This window comes from Endozoicomonas sp. 2B-B, from assembly GCF_053470045.1.
This window is the reverse complement of sequence record NZ_JBLZMU010000001.1, coordinates 3,484,231-3,507,900: the sequence shown is the minus strand read 5'-3', so window position 1 is coordinate 3,507,900 and position 23,670 is coordinate 3,484,231. Positions and strand designations below refer to the sequence as shown.

The window sequence follows — 23,670 nt, the reverse complement described above, 5'->3', positions numbered from 1 at the left end:
ATGAGTAAATTGACTCTCATTTTCTCAGTTGGATCATTGAATAACTCCATCAAAGAACGGCGGCTGATCAGATTAGGGCTGATTCTCCATGCTATTTGTTGTAAGTAGAACTTGAAAGCCGTTGTATTCTGAGCAACGCGTAACAGAAGTGAATCACTTTCAGCTCAGAGCCAAAATTTATATGGCAAGGCTAAAAGCTTCTCTGAGGCACTTGAAAGAGGTTGCTAACTGCGTAACTTGAGTTGTTTAAATAGTCAAGCATTGATAAATCAATGAGTTAAGAGATACAGAATGGCGGTGAGGGAGGGATTCGAACCCTCGATACGGCTACAAACCGTATACTCCCTTAGCAGGGGAGCGCCTTCAGCCTCTCGGCCACCTCACCGTCATATTCTTTGTTTTGATGGGGTTACCCAACTTTCAAATTGGCGCGTCCGGGAGGATTCGAACCTCCGACCGCCTGGTTCGTAGCCAGGTACTCTATCCAGCTGAGCTACGGACGCTCATATTTGAAAACTTCTTAAATGGCGCGCTCGGGAGGATTCGAACCTCCGACCGCCTGGTTCGTAGCCAGGTACTCTATCCAGCTGAGCTACGAGCGCGTAATACTAACTTGTTCACTGGCGGTGAGGGAGGGATTCGAACCCTCGATACGGCTACAAACCGTATACTCCCTTAGCAGGGGAGCGCCTTCAGCCTCTCGGCCACCTCACCGGTACAACTTATACTAGCGACACTTGCCGTTTTAATGAGTGGCGCGCTCGGGAGGATTCGAACCTCCGACCGCCTGGTTCGTAGCCAGGTACTCTATCCAGCTGAGCTACGAGCGCGCTGCATCAACGGGAGCGAACTATAGAGATTTAACCCCGAGGAGTCAACGGTATTGTGGCAATTTTCACATTTGAACAACAACGCACAACAACAAAAAAGCCCCACACAGGCAGGGCTAAAAAAGTTCAGGTCCAACTAAAGACGCTGGTGGTTAGACGTTAGTTTGCAACCAATCAAAAATCATAACGGATAGTTGCATTCAAGCTATCCGCCTTGAAGCCCCCCATCCAGTTATTGTCATAATGCAGACTCAAGCTCAGGTTGTTTTCCATTTTGTAGTTAACACCCAAACCGGCCAGGAAGCGATTTTGCTCACGTTCAGCTCCCGTGAATGTCAAGGTTTTACCGCCTTGAAGGATTGTCACCGTTGCTTCAGGCTTTTCATCCTTAAAGTCATGGTAACCCATCAGAACAAACTCAGGTTGGAGAATACCTCGACCCAACTCGAAATCACCCATAAGCTTCAAACCTGCACCCAGTTCCATGACTTCGAATTCCTTCATCTTACGCTTCTGAGCCCAGTCACCTGTTTGCTTTTCAGTGAGATCATCAAATTTAACACTGTTATAGCCAAAGGTGACCTGAGGCTGAAGAACCCACTGATTTATCTGATAGTTATAGCCAGCTACTAAACGTGCCCCCCAGACAGTGCTATCGGCTTCGCCTCTGTAAGCAGTCTTTTCCAGCTGAACTTTACGCTTGTATTCATTGACTCCCTTACCATAACTGAACATTGAGTCCAGGAAGTAATTATTTTGATTCCATCCAGTATAAAGGGTGCCCATATAAGTATCGGTCGCTGTTTCACGATGTATGTCGTTAGTTTCAACCTTTGTATTACCATAAGTGAAGGCAAAACCGACCGTCATCTGATCATTAAGCGTGGTATCAGCACCAAGAGTGACTCCATTAACTCTGGCTTGATAACCTTTTAGAACTTCATCATTATCAAGCTTTCCGTTATTGAAAATATACTCGGCCCAAAACCCCTGAGACTGATACATATCGCCAGCATTAACTCCAGTACGGTTACTGTTGAGACGACGACCAATCGACTCATTAACTTTATTTTGCAAAGTTACAGAAGCACGACCCACTGCGTTATTGAGATCGGGCAACTGCTGGTCAGCAAACAACTTGATGTCCTGCTGCTCCGCCATTGTTACAAGGTTGAACATAGACTGTGATGAAACCATATTGTCAGTAGACAATGCCGATTCATAGGTAGCAATGTACATTTTTGCCTGATCTTCAGACAGACTATATTGAGAGCGCAATTTCTGAACCGGATTGTCATCATACTTCACATTAATAGAGTATACAGACTTGCCAGTCTTCTCACTCTTCGCAAATCCACTGTCTGAAGCATCAATGAATACGGTACCTGTATCGGGAGCAACAAAGCTACCCTCTACTTTATCGGCCTCAATAACTGCAATCGAAGTAGTCAAAGGCTTACCAGACTTGGCTTCTTCATAAAGATTTTTGGCATTTTCAAAACGTTTCTTACTGTCAATGCTATTGGTCAAATCAAGTTTGATCTGGTTCTGTCCCTGCAACTTCAAAGAACCATCAACACTGACATAGGGGACAGACGACAGTGATTTATCATCACCATCCACGACAAGGAACAGGTTAGCACCTTTCTCAAGTGTTTTACCCTTCGTTGCCAATAATGAAGGTGCTGACTCAAGAACAGGGGTATTTTTCTCATCCAGCTTGCTTTGCTTAAACGTCTTAAAGAGTTTCAAACTACCTTTGGAATCGACAACCAAAGGAGCAACCACTTTGACCTGCTTGAGTTCAGTAGATTGAAAGATAGGCATTTGAGACTTTTTAGTAGCTACCCTATCCAAAGTTCTCAGCTCAGTAGTGCCGGGCTTAACATCAATCTGACCCGTTACAAGCACTTCCTTTAGGTGCCCTCGCTCTTTCCCATCAACAACGCCGCCAATCTCACCACCCTTCAAAGTACCTTTTTTCAGAGTAACTGTTGAACCAGTGAAGCGTTCAGGATCTTTCTCATCGCCATTTTCAGCAGCAAAGCCTTGTAGGCTACCTTCTAAAGTACCACCGTCCAAAATAAAGTGTCTGAAACCATGAATATCCTTGGACACTTCCTGCCCGACAGCCAGAGTTACATCTGCGTCTCTACTAACGAAAACAGGCTGCGCATCATTAGACATTGATCGAACGGTCGCTTTTCCTCTCAGGTCAAACGAGACCAGTGGCCTTTCGAGCGTACTGACTTCGTCGGCATACAGTTGACCATCTTCAACCAGAACCTTCTCAATATCAGTAAGGCTGACGTGTGAGACAGAGCCTTTCCTAACCTCAAACACATCAAGTACATCTTCAGCTTCAACATCAACAACGTGCTCTGCAAAACCATCAATGGAGCCTTCCATTGCCTTCTGAGCATTAAGACCTTTAACGGGAACAGCCTTGATTTCAGTAACCGTAATTGAATTTGGCTGTTTCATTTTCCTAGTGTTGTCATTACCTTCTAACTCATCAGAAATAATGCTTTCCAGAGCAATCTTGTTCTCTTCCTGCATACTCAGATGAGTATTACTCAGAACGATATTCTGACCAGCCACAACGCCTTTTCCAGCATTTGCTGTATCGTCGGACCCTGCATCAACAGTTATATCACTGTCTGTGATAGTGACATTAGCGGATGCTGGAGTAACACCATCTTCCGCAACACCGATTTGTCGAACAACTAACCTGGAGCCTTTGATCTCTATATCTTCATAGCCTTTCAGATTGACAGTACCTTTTTTAGCCCCATCGATAACTGCTACCGCAGCTTTTCGTGCAATTGGCTTATGGACCTTTTTACCATGCTTATTCATGGCTTCTTCCATAATTTCCAATTGCTCTGGTAGTATTCCTACCAAGTCTAAAAAAGTATCAACAGTCTTGGTTTTTTTTCCGTCAACTTCGACATCAACACCCGTTACATCATCAACACCTTTCAGATAGATGATCGTAGATCGGATAGCACCATCTTTTGCGATACGTACCGATGTACCTTCTTTGGCAACAAATGCATCAAGTGCTCGTTCACTTGTGCCGAAACCTTCATGCACCGCACTGGATCTTCCAGAAAGAACAACTGTGCCGTATGCCTTAACATCAGCCTCGTCTTCAGTTGCAGCTGATGCTACCACTGGTACTCTTTCTCCCTCTTTAAAACCACTGCTGACATCCGCCAGTTCCAACACTCTGGTTTTAAAGCCCAGCCCGGTCACTTTACCATTGCCATTTGTCTTTAATTCAAAGACTTCTTCAACATTGGTCAGCTTTTCAAGAACTGTTTTTCTGACACCCCCGTCAGATAAATCGATACCTTTCAGTATGATTGCATCCGGAGCCACCTTAACCTTTTTCGTTTTCCTGGTAGATTCATCCACAACTTCTTTTTCAACGAGAATGGCATCACGAAGTGCTAAATTTTCAAGTTCTACCAATCTTTTAAGGTAGGCGTTCCTGGCTTCATTAAGGCTTTGACCGTCTTTTTTAAAAAGGTGTTTATCAAGCCCATAATCTTGACCACTAAAGCTCGATTGCGTCTCTGCTGCACCCAAAGACTCAAGTGCACTATGCGCTCTCCCCAAAACGGCCCTTTCCCGCTTAACCAAAGACTCTGACTCTTTTGGCTTGCGATCATCGGCAGATACACTTCTTTCACTTAACAATAAAAAATCAGGTGCATCTATTTCAAGCTGCTTCCAGAAACTGGCATTGATGAATAAACGCTCTGCATCTGTTTGTTTTTCATCATGTTTAACTTTATAGACTTCATAACGTTTAACTGCCTTATCAGCCTGTTTAATCAGTGGATCATCAGAAAGCATTTCATTCCGAACTTTTACCATTCCGGAAAGATCTACTTTTTCAACTGTTTTAAAGAAATCTTTGTTATTCACGAGGAATTGAGCCTGTGAACATTTACTATAACCCCCAAGAGCCGTGACCACGGCTATGGAAAGCAGTGTCTTATTAAACACCTGAACCTGTCTCATTACTGCAACTCCAACCTCTTTTCTGGATGTTCTTTTCGTTGAACTTTCTCATTTATAAGTTTTCAAATTAACGGACATATCAGACATAGGAGCCTGAAGGCAAGGTATCGTACAGATGGCAACAAGTAATATTAAATACTTTTTCAGAATTAAAAGTGATATTAATTTTTCTATAGATTCTATAGATATAAAGATTCTTTCTTTTAGAAACCTGCAACTAACCCCCAGCGCCTATTAATTAAAACATTGGTAAATTTTTCGTATATTTTTTAACAAACACAACAGTATCAATCAAAAACTGCCAGGTTAAGTCACTATATTAGGGAGCTAAGCTTCCGATAAATAAAAAGGTACATTAGTTCTAAAAAATACTTGCCTATGAAGCACATTCTTTTAATACTTTCTTTCAGCCTTATTTTCTCTGGCTGTCACTCCCCTGCTCCTTTTAATACCACTACCACACAACTTCTGGCCAACTCGAAAAAGCTGTCCTCTGTGGAAATATCCACTTCAACCCACACCCTCAAGGCATGGCTATCTGAAAACGCCAGAAAAGAAAGATTAAGGGTCTATATAGAAGGAGATGGTAAAGCCTGGCTAAAGAGGGGTACACCCTCTTCCGACCCAACACCGGTCAATAGACTGGTTCATAGCCTTATGTTGAAGGATCCATACTCCGATATCGCTTATCTGGGCAGACCTTGCCAGTACATCATGACCAAGTTCTGCAATAAATCAGTCTGGACTTTTGGCCGCTACGACAAGGCTTCTCTGACAAGCATTAACGAGGCTTTAGATTATTTGAAGAAAAAGGGTAATTATAGAGAACTCGAGCTGATTGGTTACTCGGGAGGGGCCACTCTGGCTCTGTTATCAGCGGCCCAAAGGGATGACGTGGCCTCAATCTTGACGGTGGCTGGCAACCTCGACCCGTTTTTCACCAACCAGTTTCATAAAGTCAGCCCAATGCCTTCTGCTCTGAACCCGTTAGATTTTCGAGATAAACTCAGAGACATTCCTCAAAGACATTTTTATGGCAGCAAAGACCCCATAATCCCCTATCAAATTTCAAAGCATTATCGAAATTCACTGAGCAACGATAAGTGTATTTCAATCGTTAGAGTTGAAGGAGCATCACATCACAAAGGTTGGAGCAGAGCATGGAGCAGATTGATAACAACCAGCCTGCCCTGTGATCTTAATGAGAAAGGAAACATTAAAGAATCTGGCGGTGAGGGAGGGATTCGAACCCTCGATACGGCTACAAACCGTATACTCCCTTAGCAGGGGAGCGCCTTCAGCCTCTCGGCCACCTCACCGCATGCGCAATTAATACTACTGTTCGCACCCTGGAATGCAAGCTTTTTCTTCTTACTTACGACCAGAGACTTTTATAAAGGTTCTAAAGTTTGTCACCTTATCGGCAAACGCATTATCGCTCCTTAATCGAGACATTTTTCATAGATAAAAAAATACCCGGGCTGTTAGCCGGGTATTTTTCACTGAATTCGGTGTTAAAACCAGATACTCAGTAAGGCTCAGAGGCAGACGGAACACCCCCGTGCTCTTTCTCTTTCTGAATTCTCTGGTAGATCTCTTCACGATGAACGGCAACTTCTTTTGGCGCATTGACTCCAATACGCACCTGGTTACCTTTAACGCCCAGCACAGTGACAGTGACCTCGTCCCCGACCATCAGGGTCTCTCCTACGCGGCGAGTCAGAATCAGCATTACAATCTCCTTATTTACATCTCTGTAAGTCAACGACCGTCAATCCTGAGCACGGTGATGCTTTGCTTGATTGACCTTAGCCCCAAATACGGGAACACTTTCTCAGCAAGGCAGCTACTGCCAGATCACCGTTTCATGCTTGAGAAGCTCTCAGCCAACAGAGTCTAGCCACCGAACCCAACATTTCCATGCGTATTTTTACTAGCAGAGAAATGTAGTCATCAAAAAAATCACATTTTGTAAGTTTTTAACAGGCACAACCCATTCTAGTTGAAGAATCCATGCCTGACGGGAATGACGGTGTATTTGTCCGATATTCCTCCTGACTGTTGATCAAACCAGTCTCAGAGCCATTCGGGTTTAGCACGTTGAACTGCAGCATTCCCTTTTCAAGATACCCTACTTAACCTTAGACTTCGCTACTCTCTACAGGTTCCCTATCCAGTTCAAATACAGAGTGAAGAGCCCTTACAGCCAACTCGAGATACTTCTCTGCGATAATAACGGAAACTTTGATTTCAGAAGTTGAGATGATCTGAATATTGATACCTTCTGCAGCCAGAGCCTGAAACATCCGGGTGGCGACACCTGCGTGGGATCTCATACCCACACCGACGATAGAAACTTTAGCGATTTTTTCATCACCGTCATATTCGCGTGCACCCAATTCCTTACAGACTTTGGCACAAACATCAAGAGTGTTCTGATAATCATTACGGTGCACAGTAAAGGTAAAATCAGTGGTACGATCATCTGACACGTTCTGAACAATCATATCCACTTCAATGTTGGCCTGACTGACAGGACCCAATATTCGGGATGCGACACCTGGAATGTCAGGTACACCTTTAATAGTAACTTTCGCTTCATCCCTGTTAAAGGCTATACCAGATACTACCGGTGATTCCATAGCTACATCCTCATCGTCGATCGTAATTAGAGTTCCAGGGCCTTCCTGCATGGAATGCAGTACCCTCAGTTTGACATTATATTTTCCAGCGAACTCAACCGCCCGAATCTGCAAAACTTTTGAACCCAGACTGGCCATTTCCAGCATCTCTTCAAAAGTAATCTTGTCCAGTCTTCTTGCCCCCTCCACAACTCGTGGATCGGTTGTATAAACACCGTCGACATCTGTATAAATCTGACACTCATCTGCCTCAAGAGCAGCTGCCAAAGCAACGGCTGTAGTATCGGAGCCGCCTCTTCCAAGAGTTGTAACATTGCCTTCAGCATCACACCCCTGAAAGCCAGCGACGATCACTACACGACCCTGATCAAGGTCAGCCCGCACCTTCTCTGTATCTATATGCTGTATACGAGCTTTTGTGTGAGCCTGATCCGTAACAATGGAAACCTGACTACCGTTATAAGAACGGGCAGGACAGTTACGCTCATTAAGAGCCATTGCCAGAAGGGCTATTGTGACCTGCTCACCGGTGGAAAGCAGAACATCCATCTCTCTGGGTGTGGGTTGTTTTTGAATACTGGACGCAAGATCAGTCAGTCGATTGGTCTCGCCACTCATTGCTGAGACAACGACAACGACATCATGCCCCTTATCCCTGAACCCTTTCACCTTGTCAGCTACTCCCTGGATGCGATCCAGGTCCCCAACAGAGGTGCCGCCAAATTTTTGTACTAACAGCGCCATGTTTATATCGTTCTACGTCAATCAGCCAACGCCGGAATTTAACACGAATAGCTTTATTAAAAAAAGCTTACGATAAAAAAACGAGCCATATGGCTCGTTTTTTTATCGGGGTAAATCGATCACATTACAGACGTTCTTGTAACCATGGTACTATAGATTCAAGCGCTTCTTTGATTTTGGAAGCATCTGAACCACCACCCTGAGCAAAGTCTGGACGACCTCCACCACGACCATTGACCTGACTGGCAACCATTTTCAACAAGTCACCCGCCTTCACCCTATCAGTAAGATCTTTGGTTACTCCCGCTACCAGAGGGAACTTAGAGTGGCCAGGGACAGCCAGAAATACGATACCTGTCTGGAGCTTACCTTTCAGCTGATCGACCATGTCACGGAGAGACTTAGGGTCTACTCCCTCTAACTCAGTAGCCAGCAACTTCACACCATCGACATCAATTGTCCTGGACAGAAGGTCAGCACTGTCGGCAGAGGCCAGCTTCTGTTGAAGTTTATGAAGCTCTTTCTCAAGTTCTTTATTCCGATCGAGAAGAGAAGAAACTTTATCTTGTAAATTGTCCTGAGAACCTTTTACCAGACTTGCGACCGATTTCAGGGTATCTTCCAGTTTTTCCTGATAATCAATCGCAGCTGCACCTGTTACAGCCTCAATGCGTCGCACACCCGCTGCAATACCGGACTCAGAAATAATTCTGAATGAACCGATATCACCCGTACGACTAACGTGAGTACCCCCGCAGAGTTCAACAGAGAAGCCTTCAGAACCCATAGAAAGCACGCGAACCTCTACACCGTACTTTTCACCAAACAGAGCCATTGCGCCTTTAGCCTGAGCAGCTTTCATATCTAACAGCTCGGTTTCCACCTGACTATTATTACGGATCTGCTGATTAACCAGTCTCTCTATAGCCCGGAGTTCTTCTGGCTTAACCCCTTCAAAGTGGGAAAAGTCAAAGCGAAGTTTGTCATGATCTACCAGAGAGCCTTTTTGAGTAACATGCTCACCCAGAACCTTGCGAAGTGCAGCATGAAGCAAATGGGTGGCAGAGTGATTCTGCTCCGTTGCCTTTCGGGCTTCAACATCAACGTAGGCACTCACAATATCACCAACTTTTAATTTACCTTGGGATACTTCTGAGATATGAAGATGACTGTCGCCCTGTTTCTGAGTGTCCAGCACTTTAACCTCGCCACCCTCAAACCTGAGCGAGCCGCTATCACCCACCTGACCACCAGATTCTGCATAAAAAGGTGTTGACTGCAGAACGACCGTCGCCTGTTGACCTTCAGAAATAAAATCAACTGACTGTCCATCAACAAACAGAGCAGTGACTTCAGCTCCGTCCTGAAGACTTTCATAGCCCGTGAAATCAGTAGCTCCCTCAATAACCAACTGTTCGCTGTAGTCCACGCCAAATTTGCTGGCTGCGCGGGCCCTTTCTCGCTGAGCCTCAAGTAACTGCTCGAAACCTTCTTCATCTACCGCCAGCTTACGCTCTCTGGCAATGTCACTGGTCAGATCAACGGGGAAACCATAGGTATCGTAAAGCATGAACACTACATCACCAGGAATAACACTATCCTCAAGCCCCTGGAGCTTGCCTTCCAGCAGTTTCATTCCCTTATCGAGCGTTTTAGCAAACTGCTCTTCTTCCTGTAGCAATATTCTCTCTATCTGCGCCTGATTTTTTGCAAGATCAGGATAAGCATCACCCATCTCACGCACCAGAGAAGCTACCAGCTTATAGAAGAACGACCCAGTGGCTCCCAATTTGTGTCCATGGCGACATGCGCGACGGATGATACGTCTGAGTGTGTATCCGCGACTTTCGTTAGACGGCACGACGCCATCGGAAATGATAAATGAGCTTGAACGGATATGATCGGCAATAACGCGCAGTGAAGCCTCTGGTGTTGGTACACCACCCAGAATTCCGGAAGCATCATTCAACAGGTTCTGGAAGATATCAATATCATAGTTACTATGCCCTCCCTGCATAATCGCAGAAATCCTTTCCAGCCCCATACCTGTATCCACCGATGGCTTGGGCAAAGGTTCCATCAGTCCATCCACCTGACGGTTGTATTGCATGAAGACAATGTTCCAGATTTCAATAAAACGATCGCCATCTTCGTCCGGAGTTCCGGGTCGACCACCCCAGATATGATCACCGTGATCATAGAAGACTTCTGTGCAAGGTCCGCAAGGACCGGTATCTCCCATCTGCCAGAAGTTGTCAGAGGCGTATGGAGCTCCTTTGTTGTCACCAATACGAATGATATTTTCAGCAGCAACACCGATCTCATTAAGCCAGATGTCATAAGCCTCATCGTCTGATTCATAAACCGTAACACAGAGACGCTCAACGGGCAGTTGCAGTTTTTCAGTCAGGAAAGTCCAGGCAAAACGAATGGCGTCCTGCTTGAAATAGTCACCAAAGCTGAAGTTACCCAGCATTTCAAAAAAGGTGTGATGACGGGCAGTGTAGCCCACATTTTCAAGATCATTGTGCTTACCACCAGCACGAACACACTTTTGGGACGAGGTTGCTCGTGTATATGCTCGCTGTTCCCTGCCGAGGAATGCTTCCTTAAACTGGTTCATACCTGCATTGGTGAACAGCAGGGTTGGATCGTCGTGAGGCACCAGAGAACTACTGGGTACGACTTCATGCCCATTTTCTCTGAAGTATTCAAGAAAAGCAGAGCGAATCTCAGCACTTTTCATATATTTCACACGAGTCATACAAGTCTTCCAAACGGGAGATTAAACAGCAATCTATAAAAGACGGACATTATATAGAAGGGAAAGAAAAACAGCCATGCAGACTCTGTTTAAGTTAAATGTTGTTCATATGAGCTAAGTTAAAAATAGCTGCTTTAGACAATTTGAAATCTGAAGACTGGTAAAGCCTCTCTGCGCCAGAAACCGATACTGTTTAGATCTTTCCCCCGCTCCAGCGGGCAAGTTATTACCAAATTTGCGACACCTACTGGATCTTGCCATCTCCAGCCAGACATCATCGTCCTCAAACAGAAAAGATGAGATTACTTGATCAGCAAGGCCTTTCCTGCGCAAATCAGAGCGTATTCTGACGGGGCCATATCCTTTTTCTGTTTTTGAACGAACATAACTCTCGATAAAGCGCTCATCACTTTGGAGACCTTCGTCTTGCAATCTCTCAAGTGCAGGAACCACATCAAAATCAGGGTAACGCCGACTGAGCTTTTGCTGAAGCTCCTGAAAACTGTGTTCACGGCGTGCCAGCAAATCCATGCCAGCACGGCGAATATCTTTGTCAAAGACTTCCAAAACTTATTCCGTCAGAAGTTCATCCTGATGCTTTGCATCTGATTTTGCAGAGGCTTCAGACCCAGGTTCTGCAGAACCCAACAATTCAGCTCGAATCTGTGCTTCTATCTCTTCAGCAATCTTTGGATTGTCGGTCAGATATTGAGCAGCATTGGCCTTACCCTGACCAATTTTCGTACCTTTGTAGGAGTACCAGGCGCCGGATTTCTCGACCAACTTCTGTTTAACGCCCAAGTCAATCACTTCACCCATGTGATAAATACCCTGACCGTAAAGAATCTGGAACTCAGCCTGACGGAAGGGAGGAGAAACCTTGTTCTTGACCACCTTGACCCGGGTTTCATTACCAGTAATTTCATCACCCTGCTTCACTGCACCGGTTCTGCGAATATCCAGACGAACAGAAGAATAGAACTTAAGAGCATTACCACCCGTGGTAGTCTCGGGGTTACCAAACATTACACCAATCTTCATACGAATCTGATTGATGAAAATAACCAAACAGTTTGCCTGTTTGATAGAACCCGTGATTTTTCGCAGAGCCTGAGACATCAAGCGTGCCTGAAGGCCGACATGAGAGTCACCCATATCCCCCTCGATTTCAGCTTTGGGAACCAGAGCCGCAACGGAGTCTACAACAATGACATCAACCGCACCGGAACGAACCAACATGTCCGTAATTTCCAGTGCCTGCTCTCCGGTATCAGGCTGCGAAACATAGAGGTCATCAACATCCACACCCAGCTTGCCAGCGTACTGAGGATCCAGAGCGTGCTCAGCATCTACGAAAGCACAGGTAGCACCCTGCTTCTGAGCTTCTGCAATTACACTGAGCGTCAGTGTGGTCTTGCCAGAAGATTCAGGACCAAAAATCTCAACTACACGACCCTTTGGTAGCCCCCCTATTCCCAACGCTATGTCCAGTTGTAATGAGCCTGTAGAGATAGCTGGAATGGCTTCCTGCTTCTGGTCACCCATGCGCATGACCGTTCCTTTACCAAACTGGCGGTCAATCTGACCCAGAGCCGCCGTTAATGCTTTCTTTCTGTTCTCATCCATTATTCAAATCCACCTTTTAGTACAGGCCACTATTCTTTAAGTATTCAAATCTTTAGATACTGTATATTTAAACACTATCTGTATATTTGTCCAGCATTTATCTGGAAATTCTATCCGCCAGTTTAATCAAGCCGTCCAGAGCGACATCAACGGCCTGTCTTCTCACTTGCTCCCTGTCTCCGGAAAAGTGAAAGACCTCAGTCGTTACCTGATCGTTAAAACACCAGCCAACCCATACTGTACCCACCGGCTTTTCATCAGTCCCACCTTCAGGGCCAGCAACGCCAGAAATGGAAACACTCAAGGGTACAGAAAGGCGCTTGACAGCACCCAATGCCATGCTTTCTACAACAGGCTGACTGACAGCACCGTAACGATCAATCAGCGCAACAGGCACACCCAGAAACTTGTGTTTCATAGCATTGGAGTAGCTGACAATGGCGCCTTCAAACCAGGATGAACTACCGGCAAGAGAAGTAAAAACCTGACTGAGCCAGCCACCAGTACAGGATTCAGCAGCAGCCACTTTCAAGTTTCCAGCCTGAAGTTTTCCAGCCAGCAGCAGCAGCTTTTTGTCAAAATCTCCGGACATCAATTTCGCCTCTGGGTCAAATAGGAAGAGTTTTTTTGAATCGGGTCAGACATACATTCAACTGCCCGCAGCTGCCAATAGCTAAAGATAAACCATTGCTGCCATGAAAACAGCCAGCTTTTCATAGTAAAATGACAGATTGTTTGTCAGCAACCTGAATTCAAGGCTTACCCTCATCTATGAGCCAGCGCAAAGACACCCAGAGTCAGCATACACCAATGATGCAGCAATACCTGCGAATCAAACAGAAGCACCGGGAGCACCTGGTATTCTATCGCATGGGAGATTTTTACGAGCTCTTCTATGACGATGCCCGTAAAGCTGCGGAGTTATTGGATATAACCTTGACAACCCGTGGACAGTCCGCCGGTGAGCCCATTCCCATGTCAGGTATCCCTTACCATGCTGTAGAGGGTTACCTGGCTCGCCTGGTCAGACTGCGCGTTTCTGTCGCCATTTGCGAGCAAGTTGGCGACCCGGCTTCATCAAAAGGCCCTGTTGAAAGAAAAGTCGTCCGGATCCTGACCCCTGGTACAGTGAGTGACGAAGCACTGCTGGACGAACAGCAGGACAATCTTCTGACCGCACTGACCCGATCAGAAAATCGATATGGAATAGCCTCTCTGGATATCAGCAGTGGTCAATTTACAGCAGTAGAAGTCGAGGGTGAAGAAGCGCTGATGGCAGAAGTTGAGCGTATCAACCCTGCCGAAATTCTCATCAATGACAGTGTTGAATGGCCAGTCCGAATTGTTGAACGTCCGGGGACAATCAAACGCCCGCCCTGGGACTTTGATCGTGACAGCGCCTATGAAGGATTAACCCGTCAGTTTCAAACCAAAAACCTGCAAGGATTCGACTGCGAATCATTAACAGTCGGTCTGGAGGTGGCAGGCTGTCTGTTGCAATACGCCAAGGAAACACAGAGAACTGCCCTGCCCCACATTCGAAGCATCCGGCAGGAAGTTCGCGAAGAAAGCGTAGTCCTTGACGCAGCCAGCCGAAAAAACCTGGAACTAACCCAGAACCTCAATGGTGGCCGGGATCACACACTCTTGTCAGTACTTGATAAAACAGCGACCGCTATGGGCAGCCGATTACTTTCAAGATGGCTGAATCGCCCCCTGAGAAATCTTTATAAGTTACAAAAACGCCAATCCATTCTCTCAACAATAAAATCTGGCTATTACTTCGAGCAGATTCAACCCTTGCTTCGCGGCATTGGCGATATTGAGCGTATTCTTGCCAGAGTAGCATTAAAATCAGCCCGTCCAAGAGATTTGGCTCGTCTGAGAGATGCTCTAAATCAGCTGCCTGAGCTGCAATCCATTCTCAAAACGATCGACAATGAGGACATTCATAAGCTGGCTGAAGCCATCAGTGAACACCCTCAGGTTACAGATCTACTGAGCCGGGCCATTATCGAAAATCCGCCCGTCATCATCAGAGACGGCGGCGTCATTGCGGAGGGCTTTGACACAGAACTGGATGAGTTTCGTGCTCTCAGTCAGAACGCAGGCGATTATCTTGTTGAACTGGAAAAAAGAGAGAAGGAGAAAACAGGGCTACCTAGCCTGAAGGTCGGCTTTAACAGGGTTCATGGCTATTACATTGAGCTCAGCCGAAGAGAGTCTGAAGACGCTCCGGTAGACTACATACGTCGCCAGACACTGAAAAATACAGAACGTTTCATCACACCGGAATTAAAAGAGTTCGAAGATAAGGCTCTGTCCAGCAAAAGCAGAGCGCTTTCCAGGGAGAAAGCACTTTACGACGAATTACTGGTTAATCTTCTGGAAGCACTGGGCCCTCTTCAGGAAACAGCCATGAGCATCTCCGAACTGGACGTTCTGAACAACTTGTCAGAAAGAGCTGAGACTCTGAACTTCTGCCAGCCAGAACTGAGCCCGGATCCTGGCATTCATATTGAAGATGGTCGCCACCCGGTTGTCGAACAGGTGTTAACTGAGCCCTTTGTCGCCAACAATGTAGACCTGCATGCAACAAAAAGAATGCTTGTTATCACTGGTCCAAACATGGGTGGTAAATCGACCTATATGAGGCAAACGGCACTGATCGTCTTATTAGCCCACGTAGGGAGTTTTGTTCCTGCCAACCACGCAAAAATTGGTCTGGTAGACAGAATATTCACCCGAATAGGCTCATCCGATGACCTGGCCGGGGGACGATCCACGTTTATGGTGGAAATGACTGAAACAGCCAATATTCTGCATAACGCCTCAGCAAGCAGTCTGGTTTTGATGGATGAAGTGGGTCGGGGAACCAGCACATTCGATGGCTTGTCACTGGCCTGGGCCTGCGCTCATCACCTGGCCGATACCGTCAAGGCATTCACACTGTTCGCCACTCACTATTTTGAGCTGACTCAACTACCAGACGAGTGCGGCTCAGTTGCCAACGTTCATCTGAATGCTACAGAACACGACGATAAAATTGTATTTTTGCACTCGGTTCAGGATGGCCCTGCCAGCCAGAGTTACGGTTTACAAGTGGCTCAGCTAGCTGGCGTCCCGAGAAATGTAGTCTCTCAGGCGCGATCCAGGTTGCAACAATTGGAAGAAGGCTCAACTGATCAGGCTATGCGACAACCCCCAAAACAGGCCAAAAAGGGTTGTCATGAGAACCCGACTCAGGCAGATATGTTTGCAGCTTCACAACCACATCCGGCCGTCGAAGCACTCAAAGATCTCAACCCTGACAACCTGTCACCCCGTCAGGCTCTCGGGTTGCTGTACGATCTCAAGTCACTGATTGCGCAAAACTGACTATGCTCATAACTGGTTAAACTACTACCTTAGAAACAATACTGGTAGACTTGTCGCCTCGACTGGTTAGGCCTTGCGTCAAACCAGTCAGGGATATGCGATTGGAAATGTCATTCCTGATGGTGACATTTCATGAATGTATTGTGACTGACTTATCATCAGCCTGAACAAACGGAGTGTAACCATCATGACTTTCGTAGTGGGTGAAAACTGCATAAAGTGCAAATACACCGATTGCGTGGAAGTGTGTCCCGTAGATTGTTTTTACGAAGGACCCAACTTTCTGGTCATCCACCCGGACGAATGTATCGACTGCGCCCTCTGTGAGCCTGAGTGCCCAGCCAATGCGATCTTCTCCGAGGATGAGGTACCGGAAGATCAGCAGGAGTTTATTGAACTCAACGCCGTACTTGCTGACGTCTGGGATAACATTACAGAAAAAACAGATGCACTCCCCGACGCGGAAAAATGGGATGGCGTTAAAGGTAAGCTTGAACATCTGGAACGATAGAACCAAGAAGATCACTATAGGAAAAGTGTGCAGAACGACCTTGATTACTGCTTTCAATGGTTCGGGCGTTGACTCTTTCCCAAACAAAAAGCCATGACCCCAAGATCATGGCTTTTTTATTATCAAGGCACTGCTATCAGCTAAAAAGAGACTCCCCGGACAACCCCTGTTTCTCAAGGATCGAGCGCAATCGCTTAAGAGCCTCAACCTGTATTTGCCTGACTCGCTCTCTTGTCAGACCAATTTCCTTACCCACTTCTTCAAGGGTACTGGTTTCGTAGCCCCTTAAACCAAACCTTCTGGCCACCACTTCACGCTGCTTTTCAGAAAGCTCTCCCAGCCACTTGTCCAAACTGTCATTAAGATCAAGATCCTGAAGCAATTCCGCTGGATCAGACTCCTTCTCATCAGAGATGGTATCAAGGATGGACTTATCAGAATCCGGACCTAATGGGGTATCAACAGAAGTGACACGCTCATTAAGCCCCAGCATCCTTTTAACGTCATCGACTGGTTTATCCAGCAGTTGCGCAATTTCTTCCGGGGTAGGATCATGGTCCAGCTTTTGAGTCAGCTCTCGAGCCGCCCTGAGGTAAACATTGAGTTCCTTGACCACATGAATAGGCAGACGAATGGTGCGCGTCTGATTCATGATGGCCCGCTCAATTGTCTGACGAATCCACCAGGTGGCGTATGTTGAAAAACGGAACCCACGCTCAGGATCGAATTTTTCAACCGCCCTGATGAGACCCAGATTTCCTTCTTCAATAAGATCCAGTAGTGTCAGTCCACGATTCACATACCGCCTTGAGATCTTTACAACCAGGCGCAAGTTACTTTCAATCATACGACGCCTGCCCGCTTCAACACCTCGACGGGCAAGACGCGCATAATGCACCTCTTCCTCTGGTGTTAGCAGAGGTGAAAAGCCTATCTCGTTGAGGTAGAGCTGAGTGGCATCAATGGATTTATAGAAACCGTCATCATCACGACGGGCCCTACTGTAATCTGACGCGCTCGGTGTAAGTGTCTGCTGTGCAGGCTCTTTCTCTTCAACTTCTTCATTTTCATTGAGATCAGAGTCCAACACGTTATCAATTTCACTCTTTCCCTGGGTAAAATCCTCAGCAAAATTATTTTGCTCTGAGTCTTCCCTCTTTGCTGCCATAAGAGTCAGTCCTATCCGAAAGCCCCACTGTCTGTCGAACAACCAACTGAGAGTTGAGTCGACACCCGTGAGATCCCTCTACCGACACCGCAGAATGAAATCAGCGTACAGGCAGGAATCGCATCGGGTCGACCGGTTTGCCATTATGCCGAATTTCAAAATGCAGCTTAGGCTCTGTCGTTCCTGTAGAACCTATTTCGGCTATCTTCTGGCCTGCTTTAACTGAGTCTCCTTCACGCACAAGCAACTCCTTATTGTGAGCGTAAGCGCTCAGATAGCTGTTGTTATGTTTCATAATGATCAGCTTGCCATAGCCAGCGAGCTCACTACCCGCGTAAACCACCTCACCAGCGGCAGCTGCACTTACAGGCTCTCCCAATTTGCCTCTGATATCAATCCCTTTATTCAGCCCATTGCCGTTGTGGTATCCCTGTACCACTTTTCCATTGGCCGGCCAGCGCCAACTTGAAATATTGGATGATCGTTCTACCTTCACAGGCATTTTTACTGTTGTTTTTTTAACCGCAGCAGACTTGGATGAAATGGTTGTGCTCTTTATTACAGGACCTGGAGAGTGAGATACATAGCTCGAGGAAGTCAAATTGATATGTTGGCCCGGAAAGATCGTGTAAGGTGAACGTATTCCATTGACAGCAGCTAACTCTTTGTAATCTCTACTATAAAGCCAAGCTATTGAAAAAAGAGTTTCGCCGCCACGAACAATATGACTACCACTAACTACTTTGGGGGGTAACCTGAGCTCTTTAACCTGAACTGAGGAAGGGTCATGAGAACACCCTGACAGTAACAGAGTCAATACTATCCAACCGAATATTCTTGAGCAAACACTCAAATTAATTTCTTGCCCAAGACGATCACCTGTCATTGACTCTGCTCCATACTCAGCCTCCGAGGCACGTCCCACAATATAATAAATTAGGATATATTTAAATTTTCTTAATCTAAAAAAATATATCAAAAAAAGTGATAACGCCTATATCTCAGCGCAGTTTACCTACAAAGGATCATCAGTACCGAAACATTCTTTTCATATCAGCCACCTTCCAGACTGTCTGTCAGGAATGTATTTAGTTCGTGAGACCAGGACACCAACACACAATTCTGCAAAGAATCTTTAGAACAGCCGGGAGCAGCAACCAACCCTTGACAACTATTAAGAATTAATTGCTCACTTATGCAGCAAGAGAGCCCAATAGTTAATTTTCAGTAAAACGATTACTGAATTTCTCAAGCAGAACAACCAGCAAAATACCTGAGAACATTAAAGTAATGGATGGCAACAGGTAAGCCGACTGACCAGAAAGCGCTTCATACGTCCAGGGAGAAATATTTCTTTCCAGGAAAGGAACTTCCTGCCCCGAACTGTTTATTCTCGTTTCCAGGGTTTCTTTCCACGGCCATACTTTTCCCAAGGCACCGAGCATCAGCCCTGTCAGATAAGACAGAGTCAGATCACGATGCTGCTTTAACAACCAGGAGAGGATATGAGAAAATGTCAGCAACCCGACAATGCATCCAGATCCAAAAATCACCAGCACCAGAATATCCAGATCTTTCACGGCAGCCAAAACAGCAGGGTATAATCCCATCAATAACAGGATAAAACTGCCAGAAATGCCCGGCAAAATCATCGCAGAAATAGCAATGCAACCAGCAAAGAACAACATCAGATAAGAAGGAGTCAGAGATGTAGGCGTCAGCGTCCCGATAAAATAGGAGACACCACAGCCAAGCATAAGAAGTATCATAGAAGCGACAGTCCAATGCTTTATCTGTTTTAGCATATGAACCCCTGAAATCAATATCAGACCAAAGAGGAAAGACCATATGAGTTCCGGGTAACTTTCCAGCAGGTACGTAATAAGATGCGAAAAACTCACTATACTAATCAACACACCGCCAAACAGCAGAACCAGAAAACTCCCATCTATATGCTTCCAGCATTCAGCAACCCCTCCGGATTTGAGCTTGACCAGCAAACCGGGATTGATACTCTTCAAAGCATTTAACAGACGATCATAGACACCAGTGATAAAAGCAATAGTACCTCCTGAAACCCCGGGAACAACATCGGCAGCCCCCATCGCCACCCCCTTGAGCAGAATACCCAGACTTTCTTTCATCTTTGACATAATCCAACCTGTCTTATTCTGTAATGCATAAATCAGCAAGAGACCCGTTTATCTTTTAAGAGCGACCCGACTGGTTTTCATTCTTGAGATACAAAGGAGTGTATTACTTCTGAATCCCATCCAGTAATGGCACAAACCGCACAGCTTCAAGCATTTCTTTCTTGAAGGTATCTCCCTGACGGGTGATCCGCAATAAATCCTGAACACTGCGACCTCCAACAGGAATGATGAGACGACCATTATCTTCGGACAACTGCTGTAATAGCTCTTCAGGTATCTGATCCGGGGCAGCTGTCACAATGATTCCATCAAAGGGGCTCATGACTGACCAACCCATACCACCGTCGCTAAGTTTAAACTGAGCATTGTGAATAGAAAGTGCTTTAAGCAATTTCTTCGCTCGTTCATGGAGGGGTTTGATACGCTCAACGGAGTATATTTTTTTTACCAGCGGCGATAGGACCGCTGTCTGGTAACCGGAACCCGTGCCTATTTCAAGTACTCTGTTGAGTGGACCTGCTGCCATGAGAGCCTCTGTCATTCTGGCCACAATATACGGCTGCGACAGTGTCTGCCCGAAACCAATAGGCAAGGCAGTATCTTCATAAGCTCTGTGGGATAGCGCTTCGTCCACAAACAGATGTCTCGGTGTATTTCGAATGACCTCCAGAACCTCGACAGAGTCAATCCCCTGATCTGAAAGTCGATGGATAAGACGCTCCCGGGTTCTCCGGGAGGTCATTCCTATACCATGAATATCAACCTCTTTCATATCATCTGCCCAGCCATTCACTGAGCGCAGAGAGCGTTGCATGATGAGTCTGGTCGTACTGAAGGGGTGTTACTGAGACTAAACCTTCAGCAATTGCATGGAAATCAGTACCCTCACCCGCGTCCTGTTCTTTACCAACAGGAGCAATCCAATAGACATGCTTTCCCCTGGGGTCCAATACTTTAACAGGTTTTTCAGGCCTTTCCCTGTGCCCCAAACGAGTCACTGCCAGCCCCTGGAGCTTTTCATAAGGCCTATCGGGCACATTAACATTTAAAATGGTTCCTTCTGGCAGAGATAATTGCTCAAGTCTGGGGATCAATTCTCTGACCACCCTTCCTGCTGTGATGAAGTCTTGTTCACTTTTGCCACAGGCAGACACAGCAATGGCAGGTAAGCCCATGAAACGACCTTCCATAGCAGCACCTACTGTCCCTGAATAAAGAACATCATCACCCAGGTTGGGGCCATGATTGATGCCTGAAACAACAATATCCGGCTCTTGTTCCAACAGCGCATTGACCGCCAAATGAACGCAATCAGCCGGAGTTCCATCAACACTGTTGAAACCATTGGAATGCTCAGTCACCCTCAGGGGACGACCCAGGGTCAATGAACTGCTCAAGCCCGAACTGTTCCTATCAGGAGCAAAGACAATTCTCTCACCCAGGCCATCGAGCGAACTGTACAGGGTGGATAACCCAGTAGCTAAAACACCATCATCGTTACTGAGCAGTATTCTCACCGAAACATCCTTCTATACATTCTAAAGCTTCCCTCAATACTGCTGTTGCAAAACAGCCTTTTGGAAGAGAAAATTCAAGTTGAACACAATCATCTGATAACCATTTCCAGCTCATGGCTGCAGGTATCAGACGGATGGCCCTTCTCTCCTGCTTTATACCTGCCTGCTCCAAACCTTCACACAACAACAGGTTGCGTGCAGAAATCTCTTCTTCCATCTTTCTGCAATCCGATCCTGAAAGCAACTCCCCTCGACCCCAGAGAGGCGCGGTCAATGAGACTTCTCCCGATTCAATTCTTGTCATCAGGTTCTGGTCATGGTCCCGCAGAATTAAACTACCACTGTCCTGAAAACCGGGTACATCTCCTTCAAGGTAGCGGGTCCAGTTGTGCTGACTGACACGTTCAGAAACGACCTGATTAAATATCCAGGAACGTGCTGCAGACAAATACATTGCGCGTTTGTTTCTGTGAGCCTTGAAACTGTCGGTAAACATCAGCAATGCCCGATCAACATTAGCGCCCTCATGACCAAAGCGTTGCTCTCCAAAATAGTTGGGCACACCTCGACCGGCGATCAACTTCAAGCGTTCTTCCAGCAGCACCTGCGGCACATTTACATGCCTTAAAGTGATGATAAAGTGATTACCTTTCAATGCTCCGGTCTTGAGCTTTTTACCATGTCGGGTCGCGGCAATTATAAGCAAAGATTCGCTATTCAGCTGCGACCATTCCGGGGAGTCCTGCCCGGGCAGCCAGACACTAAACCACTGACGTGTAACACCATGGCGATCCTTTCGTCCTGCATAGCTGACTGCAGAGCGTTTTACACCAGCGAATCTGGAAAGCCGCCCTGCTACCCAATCGGTATTTTCTCCGGTTTTCTGAACATTGATATAGGCATGCTCCCCTTCACCTTCCGGAAGAAAGGGCAGCTCTTCTTCAACGATGAAATCCTCAGGCAGAGACTTGAAAGCGCACTGCCCCAGTGGACCACCCCAGCAATAAGACCAGGATGGTGTGTAAGAAATTTGATTCATTAAACAATAATCTTTCGGGTATAGCGCAAACGGATCAACAAAAAAGGCCTTTGCTATGAGTCAGAAGCACCACCGCATGAACTGCTATACCTTCTTTTCTCCCGGTATAGCCCAACTTCTCAGTTGTCGTTGCTTTTACATTGACAGCTTCAGTTTCGATCTGAAGATCTCTGGAGATATTTTCTTTCATGGCAGGAATATAAGCAGCCATTTTTGGTGTCTGGGCAACAATAGTGCTGTCGACGTTGACTACCTGGTAGCCATTCTCATGAATCAATGTCACCACATGCTTGAGAAGCTGTCGGCTGTCGATTCCCTTATACCTTGGATCTGTATCCGGAAAATGCTGACCGATATCACCCAGAGCAGCCGCTCCCAGTAATGCATCACAAACGGCATGAAGGAGAACATCGCCATCAGAATGGGCTAAAAGCTTATGGCTGTGTTCAATAGTGACCCCGCCCAGCACAATGCTGGCATCAGCCGCCACTTCATCGGAAAAGCGGTGCACATCAAAACCGTGACCAATTCGCATCATACTGTCTCAATCAGTTTATCTTGCTGTTGAATGTAGAGGGCTGCAAGTGTCAAATCAGCGCTACGGGTCACCTTGATATTATCGCTGTGCCCTTCGATCATCAGCGGCTTGAATCCAGCGTATTCAATAGCACTGGCTTCATCCGTGACGGGCATTCCGTCATCCAGCGCTTTTTTGAGTGCATCGTAAAGCAGCTTCATTCTAAACATCTGCGGGGTCAGGGCATGCCAAAGCTCATCCCGATCCACGGTCTCAGTCACTTCGCCAGAAGAAGAAGTGCGCTTCATAGTATCTCTGACAGGCATTCCCAACAAACCGCCGGTGGCGTGGCCAGCTAACTGTTTCACAAGCCACTCCAGATCGGAATGACGAATACAAGGTCTGGCCACATCATGCACCATCACCCAATCCTCGGCATCTGCCAACTCGGACAAAGCTTTCAGCCCATTCAAGACGGAATGGTAACGCTCATCCCCTCCCTGCACCAACATAATTCGCGAATCCCGCAACATCTCAATATTTTTGTAGTACTCATCTTCAGCACCAATCACAACAATCAGTTTCTCCAACACAGAAAAACCCAGCAGACGTTCAAGGGTGTGTTCTATTAAGGTGCGACCATGAATCTCAAGATACTGCTTGGGGATTGTACTCTGCATTCTACGCCCCACTCCAGCGGCAGGAACAATTGCCCAAAAACGGGGCTCAAGAGGGGTACTCGTACTCAC

At 46.4% G+C, this 23,670-nt stretch carries 17 protein-coding genes and 6 tRNA genes; 2 read left to right on the top strand and 21 right to left on the bottom strand.

All coding sequences use genetic code 11. The annotated features are described in order from the left end of the window. Positions 1 to 292 precede the first annotated feature (292 nt). The 13 genes from ACOMHB_RS13375 to ACOMHB_RS13315 form a co-directional block, all read right to left on the bottom strand. A tRNA-Ser gene (locus ACOMHB_RS13375) sits at positions 293 to 385 on the bottom strand. 41 nt (positions 386 to 426) lie between these two features. Then, positions 427 to 503 (bottom strand) — tRNA-Arg (locus tag ACOMHB_RS13370). Positions 504 to 525: 22 nt separating this feature from the next. Then, positions 526 to 602: transfer RNA gene (locus tag ACOMHB_RS13365), tRNA-Arg, on the bottom strand. Between the two features lie 19 nt (positions 603 to 621). Continuing rightward, positions 622 to 714 (bottom strand) — tRNA-Ser (locus tag ACOMHB_RS13360). A gap of 39 nt (positions 715 to 753) precedes the next feature. Next, a tRNA-Arg gene (locus ACOMHB_RS13355) sits at positions 754 to 830 on the bottom strand. A gap of 174 nt (positions 831 to 1,004) precedes the next feature. Then, a complete protein-coding gene (locus tag ACOMHB_RS13350) occupies positions 1,005 to 4,862 on the bottom strand; it encodes an autotransporter outer membrane beta-barrel domain-containing protein (protein ID WP_448216990.1) in 3,858 nt (1,285 codons plus the stop codon). A gap of 1,226 nt (positions 4,863 to 6,088) precedes the next feature. After that, positions 6,089 to 6,181 (bottom strand) — tRNA-Ser (locus ACOMHB_RS13345). A gap of 209 nt (positions 6,182 to 6,390) precedes the next feature. Beyond that, on the bottom strand, positions 6,391 to 6,594 hold the full coding sequence (csrA, locus tag ACOMHB_RS13340) for a carbon storage regulator CsrA (RefSeq protein WP_422133656.1): 204 nt from the start codon (positions 6,592 to 6,594) through the stop codon (positions 6,391 to 6,393). 409 nt (positions 6,595 to 7,003) lie between these two features. Further along, on the bottom strand, positions 7,004 to 8,248 hold the full coding sequence (locus ACOMHB_RS13335; protein WP_422133655.1) for an aspartate kinase: 1,245 nt from the start codon (positions 8,246 to 8,248) through the stop codon (positions 7,004 to 7,006). A gap of 124 nt (positions 8,249 to 8,372) precedes the next feature. Continuing rightward, positions 8,373 to 10,994, bottom strand: a complete 2,622-nt coding sequence (alaS, locus tag ACOMHB_RS13330) for an alanine--tRNA ligase (RefSeq protein WP_448218636.1) — start codon at positions 10,992 to 10,994, stop codon at positions 8,373 to 8,375. A 132-nt stretch (positions 10,995 to 11,126) separates the two neighbouring features. Then, positions 11,127 to 11,579 carry a regulatory protein RecX gene (locus ACOMHB_RS13325; protein WP_422133654.1) on the bottom strand — a complete coding sequence of 151 codons (453 nt, stop codon included), beginning with the start codon at positions 11,577 to 11,579 and terminating at the stop codon, positions 11,127 to 11,129. 3 nt (positions 11,580 to 11,582) lie between these two features. Next, complete coding sequence (recA, locus tag ACOMHB_RS13320) at positions 11,583 to 12,638, bottom strand: recombinase RecA (RefSeq protein WP_422133653.1); 1,056 nt, start codon at positions 12,636 to 12,638, stop codon at positions 11,583 to 11,585. Positions 12,639 to 12,735: 97 nt separating this feature from the next. Continuing rightward, positions 12,736 to 13,230, bottom strand: a complete 495-nt coding sequence (locus ACOMHB_RS13315) for a CinA family protein (protein ID WP_422133652.1) — start codon at positions 13,228 to 13,230, stop codon at positions 12,736 to 12,738. Between the two features lie 179 nt (positions 13,231 to 13,409). Between ACOMHB_RS13315 and mutS the strand changes: the two genes are divergently transcribed. Both mutS and fdxA read left to right on the top strand, forming a co-directional pair. Continuing rightward, positions 13,410 to 16,016: a DNA mismatch repair protein MutS gene (gene mutS, locus ACOMHB_RS13310; protein WP_448216989.1), complete on the top strand. Its 2,607-nt coding sequence runs from the start codon at positions 13,410 to 13,412 to the stop codon at positions 16,014 to 16,016. Positions 16,017 to 16,203: 187 nt separating this feature from the next. Next, on the top strand, positions 16,204 to 16,527 hold the full coding sequence (fdxA, locus tag ACOMHB_RS13305) for a ferredoxin FdxA (protein ID WP_257281113.1): 324 nt from the start codon (positions 16,204 to 16,206) through the stop codon (positions 16,525 to 16,527). 136 nt (positions 16,528 to 16,663) lie between these two features. On the opposite strand, the gene rpoS is transcribed toward fdxA, so the two are convergent. The 8 genes from rpoS to ispD all read right to left on the bottom strand — a co-directional run bounded on the left by rpoS (position 16,664) and on the right by ispD (position 23,670). Next, positions 16,664 to 17,695 carry an RNA polymerase sigma factor RpoS gene (gene rpoS / locus ACOMHB_RS13300; RefSeq protein ID WP_448216988.1) on the bottom strand — a complete coding sequence of 344 codons (1,032 nt, stop codon included), beginning with the start codon at positions 17,693 to 17,695 and terminating at the stop codon, positions 16,664 to 16,666. Between the two features lie 100 nt (positions 17,696 to 17,795). Beyond that, positions 17,796 to 18,581, bottom strand: a complete 786-nt coding sequence (locus tag ACOMHB_RS13295) for a peptidoglycan DD-metalloendopeptidase family protein (protein WP_422133649.1) — start codon at positions 18,579 to 18,581, stop codon at positions 17,796 to 17,798. A 331-nt stretch (positions 18,582 to 18,912) separates the two neighbouring features. Further along, on the bottom strand, positions 18,913 to 19,848 hold the full coding sequence (locus ACOMHB_RS13290; protein WP_448216987.1) for a polyprenyl-phosphate transporter: 936 nt from the start codon (positions 19,846 to 19,848) through the stop codon (positions 18,913 to 18,915). A gap of 103 nt (positions 19,849 to 19,951) precedes the next feature. Then, positions 19,952 to 20,620: a protein-L-isoaspartate(D-aspartate) O-methyltransferase gene (locus ACOMHB_RS13285; protein ID WP_448216986.1), complete on the bottom strand. Its 669-nt coding sequence runs from the start codon at positions 20,618 to 20,620 to the stop codon at positions 19,952 to 19,954. A gap of 1 nt (position 20,621) precedes the next feature. Continuing rightward, positions 20,622 to 21,365, bottom strand: a complete 744-nt coding sequence (gene surE / locus ACOMHB_RS13280; RefSeq protein ID WP_448216985.1) for a 5'/3'-nucleotidase SurE — start codon at positions 21,363 to 21,365, stop codon at positions 20,622 to 20,624. Then, the gene (truD, locus tag ACOMHB_RS13275) at positions 21,346 to 22,404 is read right to left on the bottom strand and encodes a tRNA pseudouridine(13) synthase TruD (protein ID WP_448216984.1); all 1,059 of its coding nucleotides are present in this window, start codon (positions 22,402 to 22,404) and stop codon (positions 21,346 to 21,348) included. The genes surE and truD overlap by 20 nt, the downstream gene beginning before the upstream one ends. A gap of 34 nt (positions 22,405 to 22,438) precedes the next feature. Next, the gene (ispF, locus tag ACOMHB_RS13270; protein WP_422137104.1) at positions 22,439 to 22,939 is read right to left on the bottom strand and encodes a 2-C-methyl-D-erythritol 2,4-cyclodiphosphate synthase; all 501 of its coding nucleotides are present in this window, start codon (positions 22,937 to 22,939) and stop codon (positions 22,439 to 22,441) included. After that, the gene (gene ispD / locus ACOMHB_RS13265; protein ID WP_448216983.1) at positions 22,939 to 23,670 is read right to left on the bottom strand and encodes a 2-C-methyl-D-erythritol 4-phosphate cytidylyltransferase; all 732 of its coding nucleotides are present in this window, start codon (positions 23,668 to 23,670) and stop codon (positions 22,939 to 22,941) included. Before ispD ends, ispF begins: the two co-directional genes overlap by 1 nt.